Annotated in this window: 15 protein-coding genes and 1 pseudogene; 2 read left to right on the forward strand and 14 right to left on the reverse strand. The window is 35.0% G+C overall.

Annotated elements, in window-relative coordinates:
* Positions 1–97: 97 nt before the first annotated feature.
* The 5 genes from ACFYKX_RS04205 to ACFYKX_RS04225 form a co-directional block, all read right to left on the reverse strand.
* Positions 98–376 carry a hypothetical protein gene (locus ACFYKX_RS04205; protein WP_389358344.1) on the reverse strand — a complete coding sequence of 93 codons (279 nt, stop codon included), beginning with the start codon at positions 374–376 and terminating at the stop codon, positions 98–100.
* A gap of 438 nt (positions 377–814) precedes the next feature.
* A complete protein-coding gene (locus ACFYKX_RS04210; RefSeq protein ID WP_389358346.1) occupies positions 815–1045 on the reverse strand; it encodes a YczI family protein in 231 nt (76 codons plus the stop codon).
* 422 nt (positions 1046–1467) lie between these two features.
* Positions 1468–2304 carry an LVIVD repeat-containing protein gene (locus tag ACFYKX_RS04215; protein ID WP_389358348.1) on the reverse strand — a complete coding sequence of 279 codons (837 nt, stop codon included), beginning with the start codon at positions 2302–2304 and terminating at the stop codon, positions 1468–1470.
* An 88-nt stretch (positions 2305–2392) separates the two neighbouring features.
* Entirely contained in the window at positions 2393–2836 is a 444-nt protein-coding gene (locus ACFYKX_RS04220; protein WP_389358350.1) for a hypothetical protein, read from the reverse strand.
* 194 nt (positions 2837–3030) lie between these two features.
* On the reverse strand, positions 3031–3417 hold the full coding sequence (locus tag ACFYKX_RS04225; RefSeq protein ID WP_389358351.1) for a globin domain-containing protein: 387 nt from the start codon (positions 3415–3417) through the stop codon (positions 3031–3033).
* Between the two features lie 156 nt (positions 3418–3573).
* Between ACFYKX_RS04225 and ACFYKX_RS04230 the strand changes: the two genes are divergently transcribed.
* The gene (locus ACFYKX_RS04230; protein ID WP_389358353.1) at positions 3574–4554 is read left to right on the forward strand and encodes a DUF4003 family protein; all 981 of its coding nucleotides are present in this window, start codon (positions 3574–3576) and stop codon (positions 4552–4554) included.
* 377 nt (positions 4555–4931) lie between these two features.
* Here ACFYKX_RS04230 and ACFYKX_RS04235 read toward each other — a convergent pair.
* The 9 genes and pseudogenes from ACFYKX_RS04235 to ACFYKX_RS04275 form a co-directional block, all read right to left on the reverse strand.
* Positions 4932–5069, reverse strand: a pseudogene (locus ACFYKX_RS04235) (DNA replication protein DnaD); the annotation flags it as partial.
* A 344-nt stretch (positions 5070–5413) separates the two neighbouring features.
* Positions 5414–7429 (reverse strand): DUF4357 domain-containing protein, encoded by a 2016-nt coding sequence (locus ACFYKX_RS04240; RefSeq protein WP_389358355.1) that lies wholly within the window; start codon positions 7427–7429, stop codon positions 5414–5416.
* A 277-nt stretch (positions 7430–7706) separates the two neighbouring features.
* Positions 7707–8468: a hypothetical protein gene (locus tag ACFYKX_RS04245; protein ID WP_389358357.1), complete on the reverse strand. Its 762-nt coding sequence runs from the start codon at positions 8466–8468 to the stop codon at positions 7707–7709.
* Complete coding sequence (locus ACFYKX_RS04250) at positions 8458–9309, reverse strand: hypothetical protein (protein ID WP_389358359.1); 852 nt, start codon at positions 9307–9309, stop codon at positions 8458–8460. Before ACFYKX_RS04250 ends, ACFYKX_RS04245 begins: the two co-directional genes overlap by 11 nt.
* A 1-nt stretch (position 9310) precedes the next feature.
* Positions 9311–11242, reverse strand: a complete 1932-nt coding sequence (locus tag ACFYKX_RS04255; RefSeq protein WP_389358360.1) for a hypothetical protein — start codon at positions 11240–11242, stop codon at positions 9311–9313.
* A 400-nt stretch (positions 11243–11642) separates the two neighbouring features.
* Complete coding sequence (locus tag ACFYKX_RS04260; RefSeq protein ID WP_389358362.1) at positions 11643–14108, reverse strand: DUF2357 domain-containing protein; 2466 nt, start codon at positions 14106–14108, stop codon at positions 11643–11645.
* Positions 14080–16149: an McrB family protein gene (locus ACFYKX_RS04265; protein WP_389358364.1), complete on the reverse strand. Its 2070-nt coding sequence runs from the start codon at positions 16147–16149 to the stop codon at positions 14080–14082. Before ACFYKX_RS04265 ends, ACFYKX_RS04260 begins: the two co-directional genes overlap by 29 nt.
* Positions 16150–16431: 282 nt before the next feature.
* A complete protein-coding gene (locus ACFYKX_RS04270) occupies positions 16432–16683 on the reverse strand; it encodes a hypothetical protein (RefSeq protein ID WP_389358366.1) in 252 nt (83 codons plus the stop codon).
* A 55-nt stretch (positions 16684–16738) separates the two neighbouring features.
* Positions 16739–17851, reverse strand: coding sequence for an NAD(P)H-dependent flavin oxidoreductase (locus ACFYKX_RS04275; RefSeq protein ID WP_389359041.1), 1113 nt, complete (start codon positions 17849–17851; stop codon positions 16739–16741).
* A gap of 139 nt (positions 17852–17990) precedes the next feature.
* On the opposite strand from ACFYKX_RS04275, the gene ACFYKX_RS04280 reads away from it, so the two are divergent.
* Positions 17991–19280, forward strand: coding sequence for a sensor histidine kinase (locus tag ACFYKX_RS04280; RefSeq protein ID WP_389358368.1), 1290 nt, complete (start codon positions 17991–17993; stop codon positions 19278–19280).
* Positions 19281–19310 lie beyond the last annotated feature (30 nt).

Below are 19310 nucleotides of genomic sequence, written 5' to 3' on the forward strand. Positions count from 1 at the left end.
TGCTAATCTGCTCCATTAGCTTAATAACTTCCACAAAAATAGGACTTATCCTTCTTAAAGATAAGCTCCCGTTAGTTCTATAACAAAAGGTATTTTATTATTTATTACGATTGGTGGTTTTATATTTTTTTCCTTTGCTATCATAGGTCACCCATTCACCAACAGGTTCACCCATTTCAAAATACCCTGAACGTTTTATTGTGCCATCGGAACGATACCATTCCCAATAGCCCTCAGGCTTATCATCAATTATTTTCCCCTTTGACCATATTGTTTTTCCGTTTGCATGGTACTTTATCGTGTATCCATCAATCACTTCAAGTTTCTTTTCCTTAACACCGTTCGAGTGTGTCAAGTCACATTTTTCATTTTTCATGACTTACCTCCGATAACCATTTTTTATCTCTTTATTTTAAGGATATTGATACTTTTGCTAATTTCAACAAACCTGATCCGTTTACACAAGTAAAGACTGTTCCCTTGTTGAACAATCGCACGCGTTATTTAATAACATAGCTAATTTTTATTTTTGTATTTATCAAACTTCACCCACCCAGAAAAGATAATTACAGCAGTCAGGGGAATAAAAGAAGGTATCCATTGGTATTTTATTGGTAGGACATAGAATAGTATTAATGTTGGTATTATAAGAGGGAGTACCCATATAAACCACAATCTAACATATTTATTATTAAAGCTAAAATCAAATCTCTCCATTATGAGTTTTTCCCCCTTAATTAATTCTACAAATAATTACTATCCTACTCGTTCGTAAAAAAGGGACTGGATCTTGTTCAGCAATCGCATCCCGTTACTACAATAAAAAACCTTTGATTGATACAAATAAGATAAATATAAATACAACAATACTTAACCAGCCGTAACCTTTATGGCCCTTTTGAAATTCTCTTAATCCCATTACCAACATCGTTAAACCTAAAAACAACATCATATGTGGTTGAAACTTAAAATCCTCAGTAATCAATCCATACCCTGCAAGTGAAATAACCGTTATTGAAAAAATAATTTGCAAAAACTTTAACAACTATAAACCCCCTTTAGCCTTGACACATATTCCTGTTCACATAACCTGCTTCGTTCAGCTTATGTGAATAACTTCACAACATTACAAATCTTCATACTAAAATCATACCAGAACACAACGAATGGTTGGGCTTATTTTCCACAATTAAGGAAATCATTGTTGGTAGTATTTAGTCAACTACATTAATTTGAAAGATGATTCTAACAAATGATCTCCGCACCAATTAACACCATTGGATAAATTTTATTAAATTCATATTCTTACTCATTACCACTGTTATATCAACAAAAAAAGAGATGCGATATATAATCACATCTCCAACAACTGTTTGTACTTTTTCACTATTAACTGAACGGGATACTTTCCCTTAAGATGGTTGGCAATCTATCTTTACAAGGTAAGAACTCACAAAAACTTTCATTCTATGCTGGTGCAAAAATAATCCCGAATGGACTAACCAGATTCCCGCTATTAAACTGGTCTACCCGTACTGGTGCATCCGGATCCGAGATATCATAGATTTCTACGGTATTATCTCCAATATTAACAACATACAAAAGTGAACCTAAAATCGTCATTTCTGTTGGCCCACTTAGTTGCCCGAGTCCAAATTCTGTGATACGAGAAGGATCCGTTGCATCTGTAATATCATAGATTTCAACGGTATTCCCTGTAAAATTCGCCACATATAATATGTTACCAGTGATGGCTAGTCCGATTGGATTGCTTAAGTCCCCCGTACCAAACTCGCCTACACGCTGCGGGTCAGTAGGGTCCGTAATATCGTAAATCTCTACATTGGGTCCAAATGCATTCGACACATATAAAATGTTTCCGATAACCGCCAATCCATTCGGACGAGCTAAATCTCCAGATCCGAATTCACCAACTCTTTGAGGGTCTAATGGATCACTAATATCATAGATTTCTACATTAAAGTCCAGAAGATTCGTCACGTAAAGAATATCTCCCACAACAAGTAGCGCATTGGGATTATTTAAATCTCCGCCAGCAAACTCCCCAACTCTTTCTGGATCCCTTGGGTCTGTGATATCAAATATTTCAATATTCGCTTGTGCACCGGCGTTTGCAACGTAAAGGATATTACCTGTTATGGCCATTCCTGACGGCGCATTAAGATTTCCTCCACCAAACTCTCCAAATCTTTCTGGTTCAAGAGGATTAATTGCATTATAAATCTCAATGTTATTAGCTGCGATATTGGTTACATACAGCCCCCTAAAAGGTCTCGTTCCCATAAAAAAACCTCCTTTCCTGCTGATATATTCATATCTTATGCATTGGAAAAGAGGTGGTATAGGGATTCATCTTATGGTATATACACATTTACTCTCTTTTAAAATAGTCTACTAGTTCTTCTGATGGGTCTAGGAATGAGTAGGAAATCATCATTCCACCTTTAACATCGTTTCGAGCAACATAAATCGCGTCATTTTTCACGAGAAAAATCTTTATCTTACCTTTTGAATTTAGTTCTACATGAAGCGTTGCCATGACGCCGGAACTTTGAGCAGAGTAATCAAAATCGGGTTGCTCCGTCACTCTATCTGCAGGGTACTCGTTAAACCAGCTAATGATTTTCTGCAACTCTTCTTCTTTCATATCCGTTTCTTTCCCAGATGTAAATACCTTAGCAATATGAACTTCATTCACATCTATTGGTTGGTGGAGAAGCAAGCTCTTCATATGTTCATCTTCATTAGAAAAAAGGAACCATAATAGGCCTGGAATAAGCATGATCATAAAGGTTATAATCATTAATCTTCGCATCACTTCACCCCTTCCCATTCATCTATTTATATTCATTATAGATGAGTAGAGGTGTTTTTTTACAATAGAGTTTATTTCTCCGTTAAAAATGCTCGGTACATGATACCTATTTATTTTGCTTTCGGTCAATACGTCACATTAAAATGATCATACGTCATCCAATCTATCTAGAACGAAGGCCAGCGAATCTATAATTAATCTATGTCAGGACTATTAATCATAATCCCAGCAACTTGAGTTAACCGTTGATAAACGACCATTCCAGCTGGATGTTGATCCAATCCGACCTCCTCAAACGCCTCTTTCATACACCTTAACCAACACCTAGCTCTTTTCGGTGTAATTTCAAATGGAAGATGCCGTTCTTTCATCGCTGGTGGACCAAATTCTTGACTATAAAGTGCTGGCCCTCCTAAAAACTGTGGCAAAAACATTCTCTGTTTTCTCTTAATTTCTTCCATATCTCCCTCAAACAAAGGTCTTAATTCCTCGTCTGCGTGTACCCGTGGATAAAATGCCTCTACCAATTGATCAATCGTTTCTTGCCCACCGATTTCTGTATAAAGTGATTTAAAAGTCAAGCCATTCACCCTCTTCTGTTTTTCTTTAGATTATATAGATATTTTCAAAAGACTTTTGTGATATAAATCACGAAAATTAGGGATTAGGTAATTTGAAACTTAATGGCGGTTTCCACCGTATATAAGATATATACGGCTACGAAGGGATAGGGTAATATGATAAAAAATGTGACTCAAACAAAAATTGATCAATATAACAACATCTATTCACAGTTATACGCTGCTTTAAAATGGAAGGCTGATAAGCGTAACCTTATGATGGTTGCGGCGATGTACGTTACTAGTAAAACGGAATTTAATTTAGAGAGATTCTTAAAGGTAGCAGACTATATCAAGGATGAAGTAGGATTTTTTTCAACGTTAAAATCGGCACAACGATTCACAACTGCTGCTACTCTAGAAACAACTACAACGGTTCCAACAGATAGCTTCCAACACTATTTATCCATCTATGAAGAGCTAATTGATAATGGGTTTAGTCGGACTCCTTTTTCATATATTGCAGCTGGGACCCTCTTGAAAGTAAACCCAAATCGAATGGATGAGGTTGCACAGAAAGTAAGTGACATCTATAAAGGGATGAAGGATAAGCATTTCTTTTTAACGAATTCCGGTGATTATCCTCTAGCCGCTCTGCTAGCCCAGAGAGAAGAATCGACGGAAATGGTCATGAAGAATGTCGAGGAAAATTATCAAGCATTAAACGATGTTGGGTTCGCAAAAGGAAACGACCTACAGTTTTTAAGTCATATCCTAGCAATCGATACTACTCATGAGCCCGTCGTTAAAGCCAAACAATGCTTAACGGTGCTAGAGCAGTTGGAGCGTGCCAATTTCAAAACCAAAAGAAGCTATTATCCTTATATCGGAATGCTTAGTTTTATAGAAGACATGAATGGCAAAATGGATGAATTAACCGTTATTTTCAATGAACTAAACCAATTGCATAAGTGGAACAAAGATATCAATTTTATGATGAGTGTCCTTTTCCTTATGGATGACATATCGACGCTTGGTGATGCAGCGAAAACAGGACTAAATATCACCATCGAAGCCCTTCTTCAAGCTCAGCAGGCAGCGATGACTTCGAGTATTGTTGCAGCATCGGTTGCGACTAGCAGTGGTGGCGGGGAGTAGAATTAGATGAGGGGGGCTCCCCCCTTCTCTTACACCACCGGTGATATGTTATTACTACTAATTAACTGTTTTGCTTTTAATTTTCCAAGGAACAAATTCTCCCTTCGGACAAGAGAACTTAACCACCTCATAATTAATGGTCATAACAATTCCACCACTCTCTAATTGTTGACCAACTTTTTCCTATAAATGTTCCGAGTATGCATTGTTCCAACTAGTTTTTCCTTCAGCTCGCCTCATCGCAAAAAAATCTTCCCTTGTCAGTGCTCCAACCTTTTTAGCGAGTTCCTCCGTCTCTTCAGCGTTTGTTATATGGCAATACCCATTACCCTTTTCTTTCACATACTCATAACGAGGGTTTACACATTGATGATCTGTATCATGGCTATAGAATCCCTCAATCGATAACCCAAATCAAAAGCCATTTGTTTCTTTGTAATTTTATAGATACCAATCTGAGTCGTATGTGGGTTTGTGAGAAGATAGAGGTAAAAATATTTATCCTCTGGGGACATTTCCTCTGAAACAATTGGATTTAGCTAAAAATCAGTACGTACCATTCGGTATTTTGCCATTCTGATTACAGTCCTTTCCTTATATAAAATATCCTTCACATCTTATATAGGTTTGAGGAAAGGAAATGGGCAGTATCTTTTTTACTAATTGTGATAGTTGTGTGGCGATTCGATTGGTTGTTACCTATTTCTATCCCTTTTAGAAAAAAGTTTCATACAAAATAAAAAACATTCAAAAACGCTGTGTAAAACAACATTTGTGAATGTTTAGTTTAAAAATAACTTTTTAAAGAAAAATATATTCTACAATTAATAAATCTAATAAACTTGCTTTGAGGTTGAGGTTACTTCCCTAAGACTTCCCTAAGGGTTTTACCATTCGAGAGCTTCCAAGCTGTCATTCCATTTGAACTACTCCCAATAATTAAATTTGCTGCAGTAGTAGGACTCGAAAATAAGTAATCTTCTGTTAAAACATAATAATTCTCTTGTGTTTTTAGGATTCCTTCCTCAATTAATCTATCTCTTAATTCGATATATCCCTTTTTTATACCATTTGTAAACTCAGAGGCAAGTTTAGATCCTTCTTTTAACAAGAATCCTTGGCCCGTATAATAACCCGAACCGTTTGTACCTTTTTGTGCTTCTAAATAAAAGATTTGATCAGAATCATTGTATTGGTTGACCTTATCTAGTCCCCATGTTTCCACCAGTAATTTAACAAGTTGCCTTTGTCGTTTTTCCACTACTTCCGGAGTCCATTCAGTCATTTGAACTACTTGTAAAGTTAACGCGAAAGAGGTCACTCCATTTGATGTTTGGAAATAAGACGTTTTTTTCTTATGAAAATCATAATTTTTAGCTTGAGAATTTTTAGCTCTAGTCAAAAGTACAAGGTTTCCAAGTTTATGCGTATATTCTTCTGGTTGATCAAAATTCTGTAACCATTCACTACCATCTTTTGGATTTTGAGGTAATACATGTTCAACGGTAATAACCGAATGATTATAGTATGGTTGTCCTTTTGTTAACAATGAGTCTAGACGAAGCAAAATGTAGCGTTTGGCCGTGTCTTTTAAATATAAGTAGACGTCATCATTCAATAACTTAACAACTTCGATTCGTTCTTCATTTGATATTTCAAGGGTAGACTCTTCTGAAAAGACATCAACGTCTCTGTCGATCTCTTTTAAAATCGCTGAATATTTGGACATACGCCAGTTGAAATTTCGACGTAGAATCATACTAGTTGCGGCAAATGCTTCTAAACGATTCAAGAATTCCTCAAGTTTTGTATCACATTTTCGCATATAGTACATAGCTACTGTAATCCAATCTGCATTATCGATTCGATTCATAATGCTTAATATTTTCATCATTTGTGGTTGATGATGAAAGTACGTTTGGTAGTCAACTAGCTTTAGGTAGATCTCACTATAAGGAATCAAATATTCATCGATAAATACTTTTCCATTTAGAGTAGTAAATATATCTTCGTACTCATCCTTTATATTGGCTCCACCTTTTCTTTTCTGGATAATCAATCGAATATGTTCGAAAAGTTTGTTAAAGCGATCTCTCCCTAGTGCTACTTCGACTTCTTCCCACTTTATCGTATAATCTTCTTGTTCGTATTCGGGAACTTCTCCTATAGCACGAGCTTTAAATATATCACTATTCATTAAATCTAAACCACGATCATTTAAAACTGTAAATATTCTAAAGGCAGAATCAAAGTTCGGAGTTGAGACTACAACGATATAGCAAAGCCCTGCAATAACACCTGGAAGTGTTTGAACTATGTTTTGATCAATATTATTTAACCGGTTAATAAAATATAAAGCATTGTCACGAATACTTTTTTGACTGTCTGTTTTTGTTTCCGTTTCTTCACTTAGTTTACTTGTGGCTCCTTCTTCTTGGATAAAGGTTTGAAAAAATCTTTGGTCTCTTTTTCTAAGTTCAATTCTATATTGGTCTTTTGTCTGAAGAAGCATGTTCCCTTCTTGAGAAATCATTACTTTAATATTTTTAGCATAGTCTCCACCTAAAAAATCTCGAAGTACGGCTAATAAAATAGTTAAGGTAGTTAGGCGTTGTTGACCATCTAGTACTTCGGATTGAGTTCTCCCCTTCTTAACAAGGACAATACTCCCTAAGAAATAGGGATCCTCCACTTTAGAAATGTTGTCTTCAGTAATGGAAAAATGCTCAATAAAATCAAGTAAGTCGTCAAGTAACTCGCCAGCTTCATCAATTGTCCATGAGTATGGACGCTGAACAGTAGGAATAGTAAATAAAAAATCGTCAGAAAATACCTTGTATAATGGCATCTCTTCAGCTGTAAGTGTCTTTTTCATGTTTATTCATTCCTTTAATTCATAATATAAGTGTTAACTAAATATTAACATGATTTTAATTGATTCGCAGTTGGGAGAAATAGACATTACCCTATCTGACTCTTAATATTAATTGATTAACATGTCATAATATGTGTAAATCTATAAAAAGAAAAACCTTGATGAGTACATCATCAAAGTTTTCTCGAACACACCGTTAAATTGTGAATGGTCTATTTTTTTAAAAAAACGGGACAGGTCCTCGTTTCTTAGAAACATTCAGAACCAAGATGAATTCTTATACTGGTGTTTCCAAATTCGAAAGATCATAATAATAGCTTAAATACTTTAAGAAAACCTCATTCAATTCCTCTTTATCTAACATAGGGGACATGATAACCGGATAACTCTTATTAAATTCAAATATAACACGTCTCCCAACACGCTCATCCTTTCCAAGGTCTTCACGGTCTACGATTTTTGCCTTCAAAACTTTCGAAAGATCTAACTCATCAATAATATCCAAGATATTTATTAAGAATTGGTCGTTTCGAAAAATCTCGTACTTAATGATGTAATTATATAAATCTAAGTTATCTACTAGTAAACTATAATAATGTTTTCGTTTATTCTCTTCCTTTACGAAATCATTGATATACTGTGCACCTAGTATACATTTATAGATGTAGTTCTCCCAGTCAAACTTTTTCAAAACAATATTATTGAAATGGTTTATTCCCTCTTTAATTTGGGGGTAATTCTCTAGCAAGTAATCGCGTTTTCTAGTAACTAGTAGGGAATGCCAAAATAATTCCTCAAAGTGAATATCTCTGTCCGTATTTAAATACGAATTAGACAAAACTTCAAAGGCCTCAAGAAACAGACTTTTTCTTTCTTCTTCGCTTCCATGTGCCATATAGATCGGGAAATCTGGTACTTCTTGAAGTTGGACGACTTCTCCAGAGAAATACTCATCCTTCAGAGTAATTTGATCTTCTAAAAAGTCTCTATAAAATTGGTCATTATTCTTATATCCTTTTTCCAAAAGCCTAATTTCCATGCGAAATTAACCCCTTTACTGCAGATGTATACTTTTCAATAATACGATCAGAGATCTTATACACCACTTCATCTATTGTTTCCATGCTAACATCCTCAACCATTTTCTTCTTCATCAGATGGTATAATTTCAATTCTAACGGGTTGCTAGGAGGATCAATAGTTTCCAGATCAACATAACCATCATCCTCCCCATTATTTACAATGAATTGGTGTATGGCCATGTGTAATCCCGTGTACACGTATGGATTATTCAATGTACTACTTTTAGGAATGTTATTAAACTGAAATTCTGGATCTTTATAATGTATCACTATAGTTTCATTTCCAAGTTCAAATTTAATATCTGATTTAAGATTCGGATCTACTTTCTTTTCAAACAACTCTAAAGGCTTTGCACTACTACCTTCAAACATAACAACATTTGAGAAGCCCAAAATTGAATGCTTTGATACTACGATGTCATATTTGAATTTATTATAGAACTCACTTAAATCATTGTTATCTTTAAAGTTAATATCATCATTCGACTGGATATGAAGTTGAATCGATGTTCTTTTACTTACCGATATTCTGGATTTTGCAATCTCAATTGATTTCTGGTTTATTCCTAATTTATAAAACTTATTGTCTTTCGACTGGATTACTAATATGAGTTGGGCTTTACCTGTTTTTAATAATCTATTTATGAATTCTGAATCAATTTCATATTCAAAATCAAACCTGTAATGATGGACATTTTCTTGTAACGTAACATCTAAGATGAACTGACTTGCTGCATAACTGTGAGATGTATTCGTTAATACAGGGTATGGAAAGTTTGCGTCTTTTCTATAAATCATGTTACACCTCTACATAGTAAACAAATTTTAAGGATTTATTATAGCTATCTTTCAATTCCAGTTGAAGTTCCGCTACCCCTTGTGTGATTCGAACATCTTTTATCACATTATCACTAATGTTGTAAGCTATACCTGAATTTAAATCAACGACATTACTGTAGTTATCGTTAATTTTAAATTCATTTGGGTATTCAACGCCCATTCCATCTATTATAGAGAGGGAGATGTCACAAGAAGTCTCGTTTGTTATCTGCTCACTTTTTGCAAGGTCAAATCTCAGCACCTCTTTATTACCAAGGATAATACGTTCAACCATATCTGGATGAGCACTATATTTTTCACGTCTTTGTTCTTCTATTTCCGTTCCATTTTCTGTGTCCTGTCTTTTTTGTCGTTTTAAAGGGTCACGTTTCTTTTTTGGAGGATCCTGTTCCTTCTCATTTTTCTTTCTTTCCTGCTTCTTTTTCTTAGGAACGTTAGTCGATGCTTTTACTACAGGTCTACCATTTGAAACCATCACTGTCCCTAAAGTGTCGGATAGGTCCTTTTTGAATTGTGTTTCCACAACATACAGGATATCTTTTGTATTCATTAAGCCGTCCGTAGGATTATTTTTCTTTATTGCTTCTTCTATAATCTTTGCAATCTCCTTTGATAGATTATTAATAAAACGCTTGGCATGTTTTTTTAGTAGCGGATCTTTTATATGTTCTGAAGATAACTTTGTATGTGACTCATTTTCTAATGATTTTAAATAAGCATCTTCTTCGGCATTTCCAATTATTACTGCGTTAAATGGCTTGTTAACATTTCCTGTAACCTTGAAGTCTTCTACTTTCATACCAATGGTTCTAACAATTGCTACACGACCTTTTGGTATTTCTTCATCGTATCGGAAATAAAGATGAAAGTGATAATCTTTTAAACCATCAGAAACAATGAGATCCTGTGGTGTTTCTGATAAATAAGTATCCACGTATAAAGGTGTAAACTCCTTCTTTGCTTCTGTAATATCTTGGTTATAATACCTTGAATTCTTTACATACTGTTCAAGTGTATCTCTAGTGATTTTTTCATCGTTGACATTCACTTCTAGCTTTCCTTGTAAAATGGATACAAAGAAACTATCACATATACTTTTAATAATGTCCTCTTCACTATCAAATTCGTCACGTAAAAAAGGAATAATAATTTTTAGACCACGAGTGCTTTTTTCGAAAACTCTATGAAACTTGTTTACATATGGATAGAATTTGGACTTATTGTCATCTAAGTATTCAATATCTGTGAAATAGCCTGTAGAACGGTAGCAATGGTCTTCAAATACATGTTCGATTAATTGAACTGTTCCTCCTAAATGCTTATCTCCATGCTCATCGCAGTTCGCAAAATACATTAGATTAATATCTGATGCGGCGTTAGATGCTATTTTCCCAACACCATGTGAACCTCCACGTGATGTCTCTACTGCGGAATCACTTTCCTCAAAGTGAACACCTTTATTGTAGGCATAGATACCCCACGTATCACTTAGAGATCCACTTTGACCATTTCTAGCTCCTGTTAAACCACGAGTATTATAGTCTTCAAATGAGATATATCTTACTTCTTCTTGATTAATTTTGTTCCTCATATGTTTAATGGTCTCTTTTGTATAACTGTTCCGACCTTCTAGACATATAATCCGATCGATGATTTCATCAATACCAGGAATATCTGACTTTTTAATACTCCCGGTTTTAATGGTCAAAATAACAGGACCATTGAAATCTAGTAATCTTCCATCCATTGCATTTTGGGTATTTTCACGAGTCAAACCTTCTACACCCATATCATAAAATCGCTCTAGGATCTTATTAAAATTCGACTCTTCTATATTTGGGATTGGTGAGAACTTCCATAATTTATTTTTGGCTTGTTGTTGGTGGTTCATGGTAATCTCCTTAGCGAAATTTTCTATATTGGATATCTTCTATTAACTCAGTATCTATTTAATCTTTTTATTTTTAATTCGAATTTAAATTAAGTTTTATCACCTTAATTATTTGTTAAAATCCTATAACTGGTAAAAATTAATATTTTTATATAATAAAGTTTACATTAGTTATAGCTTAGGATCAATAAATGTAAGCTATTGCCAATACAAGTAAAAAAATGACACTGATTCTTTTAGTACTAAAGTCTTCAATCTTGAATGAGGAATTTAAACCTTCTTAATAAATAAGAACAATTTTAATGATAAAAAAAGAGCTTCCCAAAAGGAGAGCTCTCAACTTTGTCATAAAAAAACGACTGTAAAACATATTTATTGATCATTTTTACTTTCATTAAGGTTACCCCAATAAATCCGTTAGTAGTTTAAACACTGATGATGTGTTTTTAGTGAGTATTTCAATTGGGACGGATTCAGTCCTGTTGAAGTTTGAGAACACCATATCCTTTTTGTCTTTATTAACTTTAATGGTTATCCCTTTAATAGCGAATTCTTCTACTAGAGTTGCTTGATCTAAAAGATTATGATTTAAACCTAATTTTATCTCGTCTGAAATCCTTCTCAACATTCGCCAGAGGATCATTTCCTCTTTGGATTTCATAAATAGTTCTGGTAATTCTTTTGATTGTTTTAAACTATGATAAGTAGTTATTATAGAGCCTGCAATTCCATAATTTACAGGTCGGATAAAAGGGTTTAGTGATGTCCAAAATTGAACGTTAAACCTAACAACTTGCCCCGATTGGACAATCTTTATATCTTTAATCTTACCATACATTGTGACACCATTTGCCTTTGCTACTCCATTTTTAGCGTATAGAGCAACATACATAGCGTCTTGCCAACCCTTTTTCAACTGGTCAACATCTATTTTATAATAGCCTTCCCGTTCAAATTCTTGATAATCTTCAGAAGTTGATACTAATCCTACTAGAACCTTTTCATCTAAACTACTTTGCCAGGACTCCTCTGCTCCCCTTGGTAAAATTCCTTCTTGCTGCAATTCCTCAGGACTCATTTCGATTAACCTTTCCACAAATTGCTCCACTAAACTGGTGGTATTAGGTAGGAATGGCAAACCACCAATATTCACCTTATTTATACTTTTGTAAAAAGGATGATGCTGATACATATCTTCATCAAACCAAGGGAACAACACATAAGCTCCGAATGCTGTTCGTTCATACGGACCATTATGAGAGGCAACAATAGAATCTCTATAACGATGCATCGTATTAATGTCTTCTTCCATTGGACCAGGAGTTTGGTAATTAGTATGATAATAGGTCCCTTGTAACGCATAATCAACTCGATATTTTGCATCAAACACATAATTGAAAGAGTAGTCTCTCCCTTTCTTACTAATGCTTAACATCGTATCGGGCTTTTGTGGGATAGTAGGTAAATTCCCTTCGTACTTTTGGTACGTTAATTCTATTTTTTCGTTCGTAATGGGATGGAGAAACTTTCTAGTAGCTGATTGATTAGCTTGGAGGTTCACGAATAGGCCATCACGATTGACTTTAACGATATCCTGACTAGTTAATTTATATTTTTTATCGAGTATTTGGCCTAACTTAAGGAAGGTCCAATATTCATAAAGTGTCGCTACATCTTTTACTGACATTTGATACAGTTTTCCTTGCAGCATTAAGCCTTTTGAGACCGTTAAATAGATTTGAAAGGCATCTCGATATCCTGGAGCCATCTGAAAAACTAAGCTCATCACTGACCGATCTAATTTTTGTATATCTCTCCAGAAATGATTTTTTAGTTTTCTTTCTAGTTGCACTTTCATTCCTTTGATTCTTTCAATTAAAGCTAGGTCAGTCTCCGTTTCCCAGCGAGCATTTCGGTTCAAAATTGTTTCTAACAGATCCTCTAGTTTGTGTGAAATACGCTCCATCATCCACTTTACATACCGATTTTCTAATGTGTCAAAAGTTAATTCTTTCTTTATCTTAAGTCCTTCTATAGGCATCAATTTTTTATCATGTAGAGTAATTCCATTTGTAACTCCTACGAATAAATGACCTCTTTTTTGAAGGTAATTCCGACTTCTTGTATCGAGTTTTCTTAATTGATCTCCTCGAGCCTTCTCATACGTCTTTCGGAGCAGATGATGAGGCTGTCTTTCAATACGAGACAGAGCCTGCAAAAAATGCTCGAAATGTTTAGTTATTAAACGATAGAATTCAGATTTTGAAGGTTTTCCATCAAGTTTTATTCTCGCCCCTAAATACGTTTTACGTATAAAATGAAATGCAAGATTATATATTTCGTTATTTACTTCATCTAGAAGATATTTATAATCACTTTTATAATCAAGCTTGGTAGGAAAGACCTCCAAGGTTACATCTAATAATTTCTTCTCTTCCGAACGGATCTCAAAGGTCGTTAATCCCACTTCATTTTGAAAATGTAAGCTCCCCATAAGAGCATACGTATTAGCTATCGTTACTCTACTAACTGCTCTTCTGAGTCCTGGATGTTCATGATAAAAGGTTAATTCAATCTCCTTTTTTGGAAAAACAATAATTTGATAAGCTCCATTTTCAAAAAAGATAGGACGGACATTCGTTCTTTTAGTCAGCCTTTGCTCAGCGATATGATAGACTAATACATCTTCCTCAGTAGCACCATGGACAGAGAATTCCATGATATCATGATGATCCATTTTCCTATATTGTTGTAGTCCCTCATAGCGGTGATGATAAGGTTTTCCTTTTATTACTAAAGACAAATCATCGGTCTCTATTTTGACTAGTTCAACATCCTCAAGAGATCCAGAAGGAAGTAAAGCCATCTTCACCTAACCTCCTAAGCATCTCCACCACTTTTTTGGCACTATTGGGATACTGTGTTCTTTCTAAGTCAATCTCAATTTCTGAAAGGTATTCTTTATTTGTAAAAATCTTAAATAAGTCCTTTAATATCTTTTCTACTCTGTCATCACTTCCGGAAATACGCGGGAGGATTTTCTGTAATATACAATAATCCAAAGCCTCGTTGAAGGTCATTAATCCTCCCTCTTCGTTATAAGCCATATAAAAACAAATCTCATCTCGAACACGATACCCAACATGAGCATGAATAAGTTGAAGTACTTCATTAATTTTCACAAGCTCATTCGTAACCCTTTCTACAAGGGAAGCATTTGTTTCGTAAAGATCTTTTAAATGTAGATATTTAGAAGCTAATTGCTTATCACCAACTGTAATTGGTAGCACTTCTTTAAGATCTTTTAGGAATAAAAGATTGCCTAGCTCTACTCTATTAAACTCAATCGTATTTGCACGATCCAATACCTTTTTACTAAATGGATGGGTGGTTTCATCCATATTAACGGTTCCAATAATATACAGATTATTAGGAAGTGGGATATCTCGTTCTACTAAGTTTTCAGAAATAAGAGTAGAGGAGCTGATTTTCCCTTCCTCCCACTTTCGGCTTTCCATTACACTTAAAATATCGCTGAAATAATATTCTACACGAGCTAAATTCATTTCATCTAAAAGGACAAAATAAGGGAGATCTGGATTCTCTTCAGCTGTAAGAATCACTTTTGTTAACGGTCCCTGAATATATTCACCTTTTATATCCTTATAACCAAGTAAATCTGATCCATCATTCCAATCCGGACGAATCGGTATTAACGTAAACTGACCATTTTTCTCAGTTGCACCTAGGCTCTCTGCAAACCATTGAACCATCTTTGTCTTCCCCGTTCCGGAAATACCGGAAAGGATTACAAAAGGCTTTGACTTTAGAGATAGAAACAGATTCGTGACTTCTTCTTTCTTATAATAGAAGCCTTTACTGGTGATATAAGAGTGAATATGATTAATTATTTCATTGTAGGGTAAATATCTTGGGCTTACTCCCTCAGCAACTTGAGTATTACCGTTACCAGATTTATATTCAACCATTTTCACCCTTACCTCCGAAGGAAATCTTTCTCCATATAAATTAAATAGCTTTTTTGCAAAATCATTTGAGAGTTCAAAAAAGTAGCCTTGTTTTAAGTTTCCATTTCTATCAAATGGTCCACCCTCTTCTAATCGCCATTCAACAGGAATATCATCTTTTTTGATGGAAGGCTCTAAATCATTGTATTCGAGCTCTACCAAATATCCATCTTCTTCCCAGTTATGTTCAGCAATTGCTTTTGGTTTTTGAGCTTCAACTGCCTCTTTTTTAACTACACCGACTGATCTAACTTCCATTGCAGAATAGCAAAACACTATGTCTCCAACCTTAGGTTTAACAAGACCTACGTGATGGGGCAGAGCAATCCCTTGTTTAGATTTTTGTGGTGCCCAAAGAATTCCTTCTTCTTTTTCTTGCCTATATGTCTGTCCTTGGTTAACCCACCAGAATGATATATTTGAATGTAGTTTCCTATTGTTTAATACTACGTCATAAACAAAAGGCTTCCCTGTTTCATAAAATTCAATGAATTCTTCTTGTTCTTTAGGTGTAAAGACTGGCTTCTTAGTTTTTTCATCTCTATTTTCCAAGAAATATTGATAAGATATTGAAAAAGCCTTTTTTAATAATTCTTTCAGAGAATTATTTTGATCATAACGAAGCTGTAATGATCCTTTATCAGAATCTTTACGTTTAAAATGTATTAACTGAGCGTTATACGACTTACCATCAATGATTATTTCGATTTCAATTTTTTCTCCTACTTTTAAGAAGTGGTTCGCGTTTGCAATAGCAAAATCCTCATGAAACTCAGTAGGAATCTGAGTTCCGTATTCAAACACTGACCAATCCACTTTTTTTCTACCTATAAGATTATTAATATGGGGTTTGGACCAACTACGAACTTCTTTTATCATATTAGAAAACCTACTTCTTATTTTTTTTGATCTAGTAATCATTTGACCTTATCTTTAAATTTTATCCTACTAGTACTAAATGATCAATAAATGGTATTTATTAGGTACTACTTACCTAAATTCATCTCATGTGAAAAGCCACCTATCGAAGGTGGCTTCATATTATTTAAAATTAATAACTCTTATGGTAAAACCAATAATTAATAAGATTACATCCCTTTAAAATTCTTCTCCAGTTTAAAATTCTTCGATAACACTTAAAGTTATAGAAACTATCTTATATTAATCATTCCTCTGCACAATCACCCCTACAACTGTTACTACCAATATATACGGCACAACCAACAACCCATATCCCGTACCATACTCACTTATATCAGCCGTAGAATGCAGCATAACTCCCCACAATATATATAAGACGTAACCTATTAATGAAGTGACAAACCATTTCCATTTTCTTGTGAACAAAGGATATAATAAGGGACCCCCTACAAATAGTAGAAGGATTAGTATCTGTGATGGACTTGTATTCAATTAAATTGCTCCTTTAATGACTAGATTATTAATTCTCTGCTGGGTATTATTTGACTTAATCGTTGTATAATCTTTCAGCTTCATTTATCAGCTTCTCTAATAACCTCTCAACCGTCTGTGCTTCTGCCATTCTCACGCTCTGCCCAGCCCAAAGCGACATGTAATCTGTATTATTTTGTTTAGCAGCAGCCCCTCTTATCTTCTGAGTCAACTTATTCTGAACTGGAAAATCTGGCAACTCGTTCTCTTGTTTTTGCATGTCTTGAATAAACTTGTTTTTCAACCCTCTCGCATATTTTCCGGAAAATGCAAGAGTTAAGACCGTTTGATCTTCACTAGCATTTAATATAGCCTTTTTATGTACCTCATGAGCCCCGCTTTCTACACATGTTAGGAAGGCAGTCCCCATTTGAACTCCTTTGGCTCCTAAGCAAAGGGATGCCATCAACCCTCTTCCATCCATAATTCCTCCTGCAGAAATGACAGGAATGCTTACGTGGTCAACTACCTGTGGAATAAGAGACATTAATCCGATTAGGCTTTCCTGGTGTTCGTTGATAAAGTTTCCTCGATGGCCACCAGCCTCGCTCCCTTGAACAACGACTAGGTCCATGCCTGCTTTTTCTATAACTATTGCTTCTTTCACCGTTGTTGCTGTTCCTATTAAAATGATTTGGTGCTCTTTTAATTCAGCAATTACTTCCCTCGATGGAATTCCAAACGTAAACGAACAAATGGGCACCCTTTCCTCTATGACAATCTTAATCTGTTTCTTAAAGGTATTAAAAACTTCTTCATATGTTGGGATTTCGGATATAGCAACTGGTTCAACTTTCAATAGCTCTTGAATAGGTTGTAGCTTCTCGTTTGCCGCTTTAATTTCGCTTTCATTGACCTCAAATTCATTTGGCACAAATAAATTGATCCCGAATGGCTTTGTTGTTATTCCTTTGATTTCTCTAATTTGTTCCCTTATTTGTGCTGGAGTCATATACCCCGCCCCTATCATTCCTAGACCGCCTGCGTTGGAGACAGCTGAAACTAGGTTTGATGTGGTGATTCCACCCGCCATCGGAGCTTGGATAATTGGATATTCTATCTTTAAAAGTTGAGTTAATTGATTGTTTAACATCGTGTCACTCCGTTCTACTTTTCTATTGTTATCCATTCTTTTCCACACTCTCATATTCCTTCTAAAATTTGATTACTTATCTCGTTACCTTCAATTTCACTTACAACGAAAACTACTATTCCCTTAACAAAAATATGCTAAAATTAGGAGAATCTACTAGTGAGGTGTTTTCTTTTTGGAAGATATTGAGCTCCTTCATAAAAAAAATAAGTTTTTTATTAAGATATCTTGGCTATGCTTGCTTCTGGCAATGGTCATTACGTGGAGTTTTACCGGTGAATTTCAGTATGTGTCGGCGTTAATATTAGTGGGAATTCCTTTAGGTCTTATTTTATCGTTTCTTATTAGGAAGAAAATAGCGGTTCGTCTGACGATGTATTTATCGATTATTTTCCTATCCGTCTTGTCTTATTTCTTAATCATTGGTGATCCACATATCACTTCGTACTTCGTTGTCTTTTTTGTATTGGTGATTGTTCGCTTGTACGAGGACTATCGCCCCGTTATCTTTTCATGCATTGTTCAATCTATTCTTACTCTATATGTATCTATGGAATATAAAGATAGTGTATTTGAAAGTTTTAGAGGTTCGTTCGATCTTATTTTTACGTTAACGTACATATGGGTTATTACTCTGATGAACCTTGGACATATTCGTTTCACTAAAGGTTTACAAAAAGAGATTGAACGGAGCCAACAAGAAATTCTTGAAGAAAAGACAAAGGTTGAAAAGCTTCACTCACTCGCTGGCCTTGTAACTGGTGTGGCTCACGAAATTAATACTCCACTTGGAATAAGCTTAACAGGTACGTCTCACTTATCCGAAAAAGTAAAAGATATTAAACAGCTTTATAGTGAAAACCAGATGAAACGGAAGGACTTGGATACATTTTTACAGCAGGCTGAAGAATCTACGATATTAATAGAAAAGAATCTTCACCGTGCATCTAAGTTAATCAAGAGCTTTAAACAAGTATCAGTGGATCAGTCCTTTGATGACGTTCGCGTATTTTCTATAAAAGAGTATTTAGATGAGACCATTATGACCTTGTCTGCGAATCTGAAGCAATCTGGCGTAAAAGTAGACATTGACTGTGATCCAGAACTAAAATTGGAAGCAAATCCTACCTACCTATTTCAGATCATCACCAATCTCGTCATGAATTCGCTCATTCATGCCTTTCCGGTCGAACGTGAACAGACGATTACGATCCATGTTACCGAGAGTGAAGAGAAGATTAAGCTTGTATATGAGGACAATGGAAAAGGGATGAGAGAAGAAGTAGCGGCAAAAATCTTTGAGCCTTTTTATACAACCAACAGAGCAAATGGTGGCTCTGGACTTGGAATGCATATCGTCCATAACTTAGTGACGATGACGTTAAGTGGCACTATTCTATGCGAAAGTGAGCCAGGGCATGGAACTCGTTTTACCATGACACTTCCCGCTCATAGTACCCATTAAAATACCCCTTGGATCCACTATGGTTCCAAG

It is taken from the genome of Cytobacillus spartinae (genome assembly GCF_042865285.1).
In the GTDB taxonomy this organism is placed as follows: Bacteria; Bacillota; Bacilli; order Bacillales; family Cytobacillaceae; genus Robertmurraya_A; species Robertmurraya_A spartinae.